Source organism: Nostoc sp. PA-18-2419 (genome assembly GCF_005869855.1).
Lineage (GTDB): Bacteria > Cyanobacteriota > Cyanobacteriia > Cyanobacteriales > Nostocaceae > Nostoc.
The window spans coordinates 25,875-35,789 of record NZ_SZNH01000051.1 but is presented as its reverse complement, the minus strand read 5'-3'; the positions used below and the strand labels follow the sequence as shown (position 1 = coordinate 35,789).

At 42.4% G+C, this 9,915-nt stretch carries 10 protein-coding genes; 6 read left to right on the top strand and 4 right to left on the bottom strand.

Annotation, left to right across the window (positions count from 1 at the left end):
* On the top strand, positions 1-514 hold a 514-nt coding region (locus FCR06_RS29285; protein WP_138506065.1), incomplete at its 5' end, for a transposase.
* Between the two features lie 155 nt (positions 515-669).
* Positions 670-2,952, top strand: coding sequence for a glycoside hydrolase family 10 protein (locus FCR06_RS29280; protein ID WP_138506063.1), 2,283 nt, complete (start codon positions 670-672; stop codon positions 2,950-2,952).
* A gap of 141 nt (positions 2,953-3,093) precedes the next feature.
* Here the strand turns inward: FCR06_RS29280 and FCR06_RS29275 are convergent, their stop codons facing one another.
* From FCR06_RS29275 to FCR06_RS29260, 4 genes are all read right to left on the bottom strand, one after another.
* On the bottom strand, positions 3,094-3,444 hold the full coding sequence (locus tag FCR06_RS29275; protein ID WP_011321426.1) for a DUF1257 domain-containing protein: 351 nt from the start codon (positions 3,442-3,444) through the stop codon (positions 3,094-3,096).
* 140 nt (positions 3,445-3,584) lie between these two features.
* Positions 3,585-5,096 carry an AAA family ATPase gene (locus FCR06_RS29270; protein WP_138506061.1) on the bottom strand — a complete coding sequence of 504 codons (1,512 nt, stop codon included), beginning with the start codon at positions 5,094-5,096 and terminating at the stop codon, positions 3,585-3,587.
* Between the two features lie 92 nt (positions 5,097-5,188).
* Complete coding sequence (locus FCR06_RS29265) at positions 5,189-5,542, bottom strand: hypothetical protein (RefSeq protein ID WP_138506059.1); 354 nt, start codon at positions 5,540-5,542, stop codon at positions 5,189-5,191.
* Positions 5,543-5,745: 203 nt separating this feature from the next.
* Positions 5,746-6,027 (bottom strand): FHA domain-containing protein, encoded by a 282-nt coding sequence (locus tag FCR06_RS29260; RefSeq protein WP_223280349.1) that lies wholly within the window; start codon positions 6,025-6,027, stop codon positions 5,746-5,748.
* Positions 6,028-6,236: 209 nt separating this feature from the next.
* Here FCR06_RS29260 and FCR06_RS29255 point away from each other — a divergent pair, with 209 nt between their 5' ends.
* From FCR06_RS29255 to FCR06_RS29240, 4 genes are all read left to right on the top strand, one after another.
* Positions 6,237-6,773 carry a hypothetical protein gene (locus FCR06_RS29255; RefSeq protein ID WP_138506057.1) on the top strand — a complete coding sequence of 179 codons (537 nt, stop codon included), beginning with the start codon at positions 6,237-6,239 and terminating at the stop codon, positions 6,771-6,773.
* Between the two features lie 143 nt (positions 6,774-6,916).
* Entirely contained in the window at positions 6,917-8,071 is a 1,155-nt protein-coding gene (locus FCR06_RS29250; protein ID WP_138506055.1) for an NAD-dependent epimerase/dehydratase family protein, read from the top strand.
* Positions 8,056-8,727, top strand: a complete 672-nt coding sequence (locus FCR06_RS29245; RefSeq protein WP_223280348.1) for a DUF4291 domain-containing protein — start codon at positions 8,056-8,058, stop codon at positions 8,725-8,727. The genes FCR06_RS29250 and FCR06_RS29245 overlap by 16 nt, the downstream gene beginning before the upstream one ends.
* 7 nt (positions 8,728-8,734) lie before the next feature.
* On the top strand, positions 8,735-9,865 hold the full coding sequence (locus tag FCR06_RS29240) for a glycosyltransferase family 4 protein (protein WP_138506053.1): 1,131 nt from the start codon (positions 8,735-8,737) through the stop codon (positions 9,863-9,865).
* Positions 9,866-9,915: the final 50 nt, after the last annotated feature.

Below are 9,915 nucleotides of genomic sequence, written 5' to 3'. Positions count from 1 at the left end.
AGACCTTGTATTTATAGATGAAATGGGTGTTTTACTTGGCTTAACTAGGACTCATCAAAGAAGCGAGCGCGGCACTAGAGCGTATAATTTTAAACCATATTACCGGGGAGCAAAAATAAGTGTAATCGGAGGAATTAGCTTAAAGAAAGTTTTAGCCGTGATGACTTTAAACGGCTCAATGGATGGAGATGCATATAAAGTTTTTGTAGAACATTTTTTACTTCCGCAATTATGGGTTGGTGCAGTCGTTGTAATGGATAATCTACCTGCTCATAAAGTCGAAGAGATTAAGCTTTTGATTGAAGGAGTGGGAGCAAGTATTCTTTATCTATCTCCTTATTCTCCTGAATTCAATCCAATTGAACATTGGTGGTCACAATTAAAAGCTTTTCTGAAACAATTTTCTCCCAAGAGTTCATCTGTCGTTGATGGTTTAATTAAAATTGCGCTGAAACTAGTTGATCCAAAACATCTAAAAAATTGGTTTACTAATTGCTGCTACTGTACCTCATAAACCTCAAATATGCTGTATATTTGGCACCACTAACGCGATCGCTGCGTCAACTATCTTGCTGCTAAATTCCTGTATCAGTTTTCCTGGTACAGTAATTTAACATTTATATGGAATGAAATATAACCAATTATAGCGGCGTTGAGTAAGCAGAAATAATGACAACTCAGTTTTGGGAAAAAAGCAGAGAAATTAATCCAACTCTAACTAACTTACTATTTAAGTTTGGGCACAGACGCATACTACTAGGTCTAAGCAAGCTTGGAGTAGCGAATCAAGAGATATCGTCTTTGATTGATCGAGCTTGGTGGCTTTTCAGAAAGCGTCTGCTGCCATTATTATGTCTAATATCATTCTTTGCAGTATTATTACTCAATAGTTTTGCCCCTGCTGTTGCCCAACTACCTACTCAACCTCGTCAAGAAATTCGGGGGGTATGGCTAAGTGGTAACGATTTTAGCGTTTTTAGAAATCGTTCACAGGTACAAGCCGCCATGAGCCAATTGCGGCAGTTAAACTTTAATACTGTTTACCCAGTAGTCTGGAATGATGGTTATACACAATACCCCAGCGCCATAATGCAGAAAATGGGTATTCCCTTTTTCTTCAAAGGAACAGATGGACAAGATGTAATTGCAGACATTATTACTCAAGCCCGCAGCCAAGGACTACTAGCAATACCCTGGTTTGAATTTGGTTTCATGGTTCCTCTAACTTCGGAACTGACATCGTCGCATCCAGATTGGCTTACACAAAAGCCGGATGGAACTCAAACTTCAATTAGTGCTGCGGGTGAAGTAGCGTGGTTGAATCCCTTTCATCCGGAAGTACAAAACTTTATCCGCGGACTCGTGATGGAAGTGATGACTCTATACGATGCTGATGGCGTTCAATTTGACGACCATATGAGTTTACCTGTAGATTTTGGTTACGATAAGTACACAATTAGTCTATATACTCAAGAAACAGGGAATCCACCTCCAGCCAATCCCCAAGCCCAAGCATGGATAAAATGGCGAGCAGATAAAATTACTGCCTTCATGGTAGACCTTTACCAAACTGTAAAAGCCCGAAAACCAAATGCTATCTTCTCGGTTGCTCCCAATTACTATGATTTTGCTTACAAGCTGCAACTGCAAGATTGGCTCAACTGGGTAAGGTTGGGTATTGTCGATGAGTTGCTGATGCAGGTGTACCGTAATGATTTAGAAAGTTTTATTGCTCAAATTACCCGCCCAGAAATTTTAGAAACACAACAAGTCATCCCAACTGGTATCGGTATTATGGCGGGGTTACGAAATCGCCCAGTTTCCATACCACAAATCAAATCCCAGGTAGAAGCAATCCAACAACGCGGTTTAGGTATCGGCTTTTTCTACTACGAAAGCCTTTGGGATATTGCCCCTGAACCAGCAGCGCAACGTCAGTCAGCATTTGCGGCTCTTTTTCCTAATTCAGTGCGGCGCGACATCTCTCAAAATACACCCCGCAAGCCAACTTTTGACACCATATCCTTACCTTTATATCCAAAACCTTCCCTCGGTCAACGCGTTCGCGGCTATTTTCTCGAAGTGGCGATCGCAAATGGTCAGCCAAAACGTATTTTATTAGATACAGGCTCAGCAGGGCTAAGAGTTCCCAAAGAGTTTTTAGGTAATGCTCCCATCCAAAAAACAGGTCAAAATATCAAGGAGGTCTTAAGTGATGGTACTATCTTAGAAGGTGAATTAGTTTATACTAATGTCCGGTTTGGATTGATTCCCGCCGCCGAACCTGTTCCCGTACAAATTGTTACTAATCGCCAATGTACTGCCCAAAAACCTAATTGTTCGGCAAAGAATGGCGCGCCATTTTCTGGTATTGTCGGTGTCAACTATTTTGAAAAGTCACTTCCCTATAACCCGTTAAGAAAATTATCAGGCAATCTGAGTAATGGATTTATCGTCATTGGAAATGGTGGTAGTAACAAAAATGGCAGTTTAATTCTCGGTTTAACTGCTGAGAATCAAGTTGGTTTCAAAATGGCTTCTTGGAGTCAACAGCCCGAAATTAATGGTGTACCGGGTAACAGATGGGATTCTCGACTGGGCAAAGTTTGTTTAACTCTTACTGGGAGTTCTGCTAAAAATTCTTGTAACAGTACAGCGATCGCTGATACTGGAACTATTAATGGTTTGACTGAATTTAAGTCAGCTTCTACAGCAGGTAAACTCAAACCAGGAGTATTAAGTTCAGCAAATACAGTGAAAGTAGCAATGAATGGTGTTTTTGATTACAGTCTAATACCAGGAACTCGCGACGGATTTAATCGCTGGAATTTGAGTGTCTCGCCAGAATCACAATTGAGTATATTTGTAAATCCTGGAATTGCATTTTTTGATAAATACGATGTACTCTTTGACCAAGTTAATGGAAAACAGGGTTTTCGCAGTCGGCGCTAACAGGAATTCCTCCTTTTGGGCAAAATAAATCATAAACCATTAAAATAGGGACTGAGATTGATTTCTCAGTCCCGAAAAAAAGCGGGCTAACCGCTAATGTCTGGTTAACCCGTGCAGCTTTGGGAACGCGCAGAGAAATTGTTATTGCAATACCAACTTCACATTGGCGTTTTGTAGACCGCGCTGTTTTACTTCAGCCAAGGTCTTATTAACAGCATATTTTTGGTTAATCGAGTTGATCAACTCGGTTTGGTTGTGCTTCTTAGCAACGCCCCACAGGTCAGCGATGAGGTCAAAAGAACCATCGCTATTGCGAGACCAGCCTAAGTCATATTCGCCATCCAATACGGCAACGATGTCAGAACGAACACGCTGACCGTTATAACCACGGACATCAGCTTCAGTCTTTACGCTGATACCGAGGTCGCGCAAAGAAGCTTTGAGGATTTCGGCATCGGTGATCTTGGTACGCAGGGTGCTAAAGTGAGACATTTGGGTTTCCTCCAATGAGAAGATTGAGAAATACGACAACGGTTTGTTTTGGGCGAAGCCGCACTTAGCAGGAGGCGGCTTTTTTCATAACTGCTAGCATTAAAGCTAGCCTTTCCCCCTGGGATGGCAGAGGAAAGCTTTTAAAACTCCATTCGCTGATATTCAGCAACGGAGGATGCTGCGGGACGCGCTCGCTGTCTGGCCCAATCTCTTAGAGCCGTTACTTGTTCTTGCATCGTTCGAGACAGCGGCAATGTTGCCTTCAGCGCAGCAATAATATCTAGTTGGGTGAACTCCCGATCTTGGGCGAAAGCTTCATACATCGCCGCAACGATCGCTTGCTCAATTTCTGCTCCAGAAAAGCCATCGGACATCTTAGCTAGTTGCTCAAGGTCAAATCGAGAGATGTCTTCGCGGCGCTTGGTTAGGTGAATATTAAAAATATCTTGGCGCTCTTCTGGAGTTGGCAAATCCACAAAGAAAATTTCATCAAAGCGTCCTTTCCTCAAAAATTCTCCAGGTAACCTTTCCACTCGGTTGGCGGTTGCCATCACAAATACTGGAGATTTTTTATCTTGCATCCATGTCAAGAAAGAACCGAAGATTCTGCTAGAAGTCCCTCCATCAGAATCGGAAGAGCCAGCACTACCAGCAAAAGACTTATCTAACTCGTCGATAAACAATATGGCTGGGGAAATAGATTCTGCTGTTTTTAGGGCGTTACGCAAGTTTGCTTCACTTCGTCCCACCATTGAGCCGTCGTAAACTCGCCCCATGTCCAACCGCAATAGTGGTAAACCCCACAGGCGAGAAGTAGTTTTAGCAATTAATGACTTACCACAACCGGGAACCCCTAGAATTAACATTCCTTTTGGCTGAGGCAAACCATATTCTCTCGCTCTTTCTGTGAATGCGTTAGAACGCTGCTTGAGCCATTTTTTTAGCTCCTCTAAGCCACCAACAGCATCAATGGTTTCATCCTCTTCAATGTACTCTAAGATGCCATTGCGCCGAATTAGTTGCTTTTTCTCAGACAAAACTATATCTACTTCATCTTCTGTCAAGCGACCCGTAGTTACCTGCGCCTTTCGGTAGACTTTCTCAGCTTCATCTTTAGTTAAACCCAAAGCTGCCCTAAGAAGTTTTTCTCTAGCCTCTGTCGTTAAGCGCCGCCCACGATGCTGGTCTAGATGATAAGTTAGTACTTTATTCAACTCAGCCATATCTGGCAGACGAAAGTCGAGGACTACAACTTCCTTTTCCAATTCTATAGGTACTTGCTGCATTGGTGACATCAAAATGATGTTCTTTTGAGTACCTTTAAAGCTAGCGATCGCATCGCGTAATGATCTAGTCGTTGCAGGCGCATCAATAAATGGATGTAAATCTTTAAGAATAAATATACTGGGTTCTTTTTGCCGGATGATCCACTCAATCGCCGCCTCTGGAGATACGGTATTATGTTGGGTGACATTCCTGGGTTGACCGTACTCCACAATGCCGTGTGTTACTGTCCAAACAAATACTCGGCGCTGGGGCTTTAACGATTGGGCGGTGGCGGAAATTGCTTGCTCAGCCCGCTCTTCCTCGGAGGTCACAAGGTAGATTAAAGGGTATTGAGCTTGAATTAGGATATTGAGCTCTTCTTTCATACATCGACCTACTTGAGACCTTATAGAGACAGTAGAGACATTGCTTTTTGTAAAGCCAACCGAATGATGAAATAGTCATTCATCATTCCTATCTAGCAAGGAACCAACTCTTCCTCACCCTTGGGATGGGTTTCATCCTCATCCATTTCATCAATGGAAAGATGCTCTTGACCAACTACTGCTGGTTGATTTCCCAAAGTAACCAGTTCCCCATCACGCAAGACTAGTGAACTATCACAAGTTGGGCAGGAATAAAGTCTATGAGTCCGCCCATAAGATGAAGCTTCTATTTCATCAACTAATTCTGAATTAGATAGGTAAAAAACGAGGGCACGTTCGGCAAGTTCTGACATATGTTGGCAATCAACTGCTGAACGAATCTTCAGTTTTCTGTGCAACTCTGGCGATAAATACAAAGTGACCTTTTGCTTAGTTTGCGTTTGCATATAACTCTTTAACGGTCTTACCCGGGTATGTATATCAAGTTATCGGTTCTTCTATTCCTTGTCAAGACGGCAAAACGTTTTGACGGCAGTTTCGTTACATTTATTTACAGTCACAGCTAAGATGCTGTTGATAACTAGCCATACTGTTTTTTTTGTAACATAGATTACTCATAAAGCAATAATTGCCTGATTTGGCTTATTTTTTAATTACTTGGAGCGTTAACATACGTACCGTTAGAACTGCTCAAATCGGTGATATGGTATTCATCCCTATTTATCCAAATTTGGGCGTGGATGCGAGATGCCACATCCGAATCTGGTAAGCCAGAAACATCGATATCTGGTGGTTTTTGGTCGTTTGGTTTACCGATGCAAATTACAGAAAGATTTGGTGGAAATCGCAAAGATGTGTTGGTTTTGATGTGAAAAAGCTCCAAAGTTGGCTCGGCTAGTTGAGATGCACTGGATATAAATTGTGTGATCAAGCACTTTCTATAAGCTTCTCTACTGATAAATAAAAAGAGAATAGTAAATATTCTGAAAGAATATTGAATTTTTAATGAGAGTTTGTACGGTGCAGTTTATTCAGCAACTTCTCGATTTGGGAATAATAACTCGTAAATTGGCGAAGGTATTGATTTAAGTTTCTGGTATTTCTATAAAATCAGTGACTTTGGTAAAATGCGTAATCTAAATGGCTACTGCTAATAAAACCTGTAGTTTGGGGCAAAAAATTTATCGGTTTGGTTTTGGTGTTAGCAGAGCCATTGCCTTGTTGATAATCCTATGTGGTTGTAGTGCGACTGATTTTAACCCTGAAGCGATCGCCTGGAAAACTTATAGCAACTCTCGTTATGGTTTTGAGTTTCCATATCCGAGTAATTGGACTTCTTTGCCAGCTCCAGAAAATGATGATGGAATTGGGTTTATTTCACCGCAGAATAACTCAGTAGAAATTCGCGGGTGGGCAAGTCAACAGTTGCCAAATTCGATTGACAAAGATCCAGAGTCAGGGAAAAAGATAAAATCGAACTTTCAGACTGCTCAAGGAATATCTGGGGTGTTGGTTGTAGAAGTCGCTCAACAAGTAGGTTCAATGACATTGACACTAACTCACAATCAAGTGAAATACTACTGGCAAGGACGAAGCAACAGCCAAGAATTTCCAAAGTACTACCGTTTGTTTTATTACATTGCCCAGCATTATCGATTTCAAAGTCTCGAGCATTAGCTACAGAGGATTGAGTATTGGGTAGAATTGAATCCCAATCCTCAGTCCCTAGTTCTCCCAAATCCACATTTCTCTCAGAATGATGATTGAGAGGGGACACAAACCTGATAGATTTAGCTATCAGCGAGTAAAAACTGGTGAAGATGAAAGTCCTGGTTATTGGTGGCGATGGGTATTGCGGTTGGGCAACTGCTCTTTACCTTTCCAATCGAGGTTATGAAGTTGGAATTTTAGATAGTTTGGTGCGGCGGCACTGGGATAATGAACTTGGTGTTGAAACTCTCACACCGATCGCACTAATTCAGCAACGCCTCCAGCGCTGGCAAGATTTGGCTGGTAAATCTATCGACCTGTTCATCGGCGATATTACCAATTACGAATTTCTCAACAAAGCATTACATGAATTTCAGCCAAATGCCATAGTGCATTTTGGCGAACAGCGCTCGGCTCCATTTTCGATGATTGACCGCGAACATGCAGTTGTCACCCAAGTAAATAATGTAGTCGGTACGTTGAACTTACTGTATGCTATGCGCGAAGATTTCCCAGATTGTCATTTGGTGAAATTGGGGACAATGGGTGAATACGGTACACCCAACATCGACATTGAAGAAGGGTACATCACCATTGAACACAATGGACGCAAGGATACCCTACCTTATCCCAAGCAACCTGGTTCAATGTACCATTTAAGCAAAGTCCATGATAGTCATAACATCCACTTTGCTTGCCGGATTTGGGGATTGCGAGCAACAGATTTAAATCAGGGTGTGGTTTATGGCGTTCTAACCGAAGAAACGGGGATGGACGAATTATTAATTAATCGGCTGGATTATGATGGCGTGTTTGGTACAGCATTGAACCGTTTTTGCATTCAAGCAGCGATTGGACACCCCCTCACTGTTTACGGCAAAGGTGGACAAACTCGCGGATTTTTAGATATCCGGGATACAGTAAGATGTGTGGAATTAGCGATCGCCAATCCTGCTGAAGCTGGTGAATTCCGCGTATTTAACCAATTTACCGAACAATTTAGCGTTGGTGAGTTGGCATTAATGGTGAAAAAAGCTGGGAATGCAATGGGATTAAATGTAGAAATCAATAACCTAGATAATCCCAGAGTTGAAAAAGAAGAACATTACTTTAACGCTAAAAATACCAAATTGCTGGATTTAGGTCTACAGCCTCATTTTCTCTCTGATTCTTTACTTGATTCTCTGTTAAACTTTGCAGTTAAGTATCAAAAACGAGTCGATAAAAAACAAATTCTGCCTAAAGTTTCTTGGCACAGAAGTTAAAGTTTACCTACGTGCGGCTGATAACAGAACCCTATTTAACTCAAGTAAATCGCTGGCCGAAAACTGGTCGCCATGTTTTAGCGCAATATGACGACCAGTCAATTGTTGTTTATCAGGCTTATCGTACGATTATTGGTAACTTTGCCGCTACCCACGGTTATTTTGGTGGTGAGTTCAGTTTTGACCGGATGAGTTGGATCAAACCTAACTTTCTCTGGATGATGTATCGTTCTGGATGGCGTACAAAAACTGGGCAAGAGGTAGTGTTAGCTATTTGGATTAAGCGTTCGGCTTTTGATGAAATTTTAAAAGCCGCTGTTCATTCGAGCTTTGTTTCAGAACTTTATCTCGACAGAAGTGCTTGGCAGACAGCATTAAAGCACTCACAAGTTCGCTTGCAATGGGACCCAGACCATGACCCATTGGGAACAAAATTAGAACGACGGGCTATTCAGCTAGGGTTACGCGGTCGAGTCTTAGCTGCTTACGCCAAAGACTGGATTTTAAACATTGAGGACATCTCAGACTTTGTACAAAAACAGCGGCAAAACATTAAGTCTGACTGTACACAATTGATTACACCACGGGAGACAGTTTACTCTGTGTTTGAGACCGAAACGCAAGAAAAGCTGAGATTAGCTGCCTGGACTGAATAGTTTTTTTATGAGAATTGCTTTATTCACCGAAACCTTTTTACCCAAGGTTGACGGGATTGTAACGCGCCTGCGCCACACCGTTGACCATCTACAACGCAATGGTAATCAAGTGCTAGTGATTGCCCCTGAGGGAGGAATCACAGAACATAAAGGCGCTAAAGTTTACGGCGTTACTGGCTTTCCTCTGCCATTGTATCCAGAATTAAAAATGGCACTTCCCCGCCCAGCCATTGGTTACGCCTTAGAACAGTTTCAGCCAGATATTATTCATGTCGTGAATCCAGCAGTTTTGGGTTTATCTGGGATATTTTATAGTAAAATCCTCAAAATACCCTTAGTTGCCTCTTATCATACCCATTTACCCCAGTATCTTCAGCATTACGGCTTGGGGATGCTAGAAGGGCTGCTTTGGGAACTACTCAAAGGCGCTCATAATCAAGCAGCTTTGAATCTGTGTACCTCCACAGCGATGATGGAGGAGCTGTCAGCACACGGTATTGAACGGGTAGATTTATGGCAGCGTGGGGTGGATACAGAATTGTTTCATCCCGATTTAGCTAGTGTAGAGATGCGATCGCGTCTATCGCAAAATCATCCAGAAAGCCCCTTACTACTTTACGTAGGGCGTCTTTCCGCTGAAAAAGAAATTGAGCGCATCAAACCAATTTTAGAAGCAATTCCTGAAGCGCGATTAGCATTGGTTGGAGACGGCCCGCACCGCCAAGCATTGGAAAAACACTTTGCTGGGACAAACACTTATTTTGTTGGGTATCTTATAGGACAAGAGTTAGGTTCTGCCTTCGCCAGTGCTGATGCCTTTATTTTTCCTTCACGAACTGAAACACTAGGCTTGGTACTACTAGAAGCAATGGCAGCTGGCTGTCCGGTAGTAGCAGCCCGTTCTGGAGGAATCCCTGATATTGTGACAGATGGAGTTAATGGATATCTGTTTGAGCCAACAGCAGATATTCAAGGAGCATTGGCCGCTACTGTCCGCCTCTTAGAGCAGAAACAACAACGAGATATCATCCGTCAAAATGCTCGCCAGGAAGCAGAAACTTGGGGTTGGCCAGCTGCTACTTGCCAGTTACAAAATTACTATCAAAAGGTCACATTTTCTCAACAATTGACAAAATAGGGGAGATGGGGAAGATGACGAGATAGGGAAGTGTGGGGACTGTGGGGGAA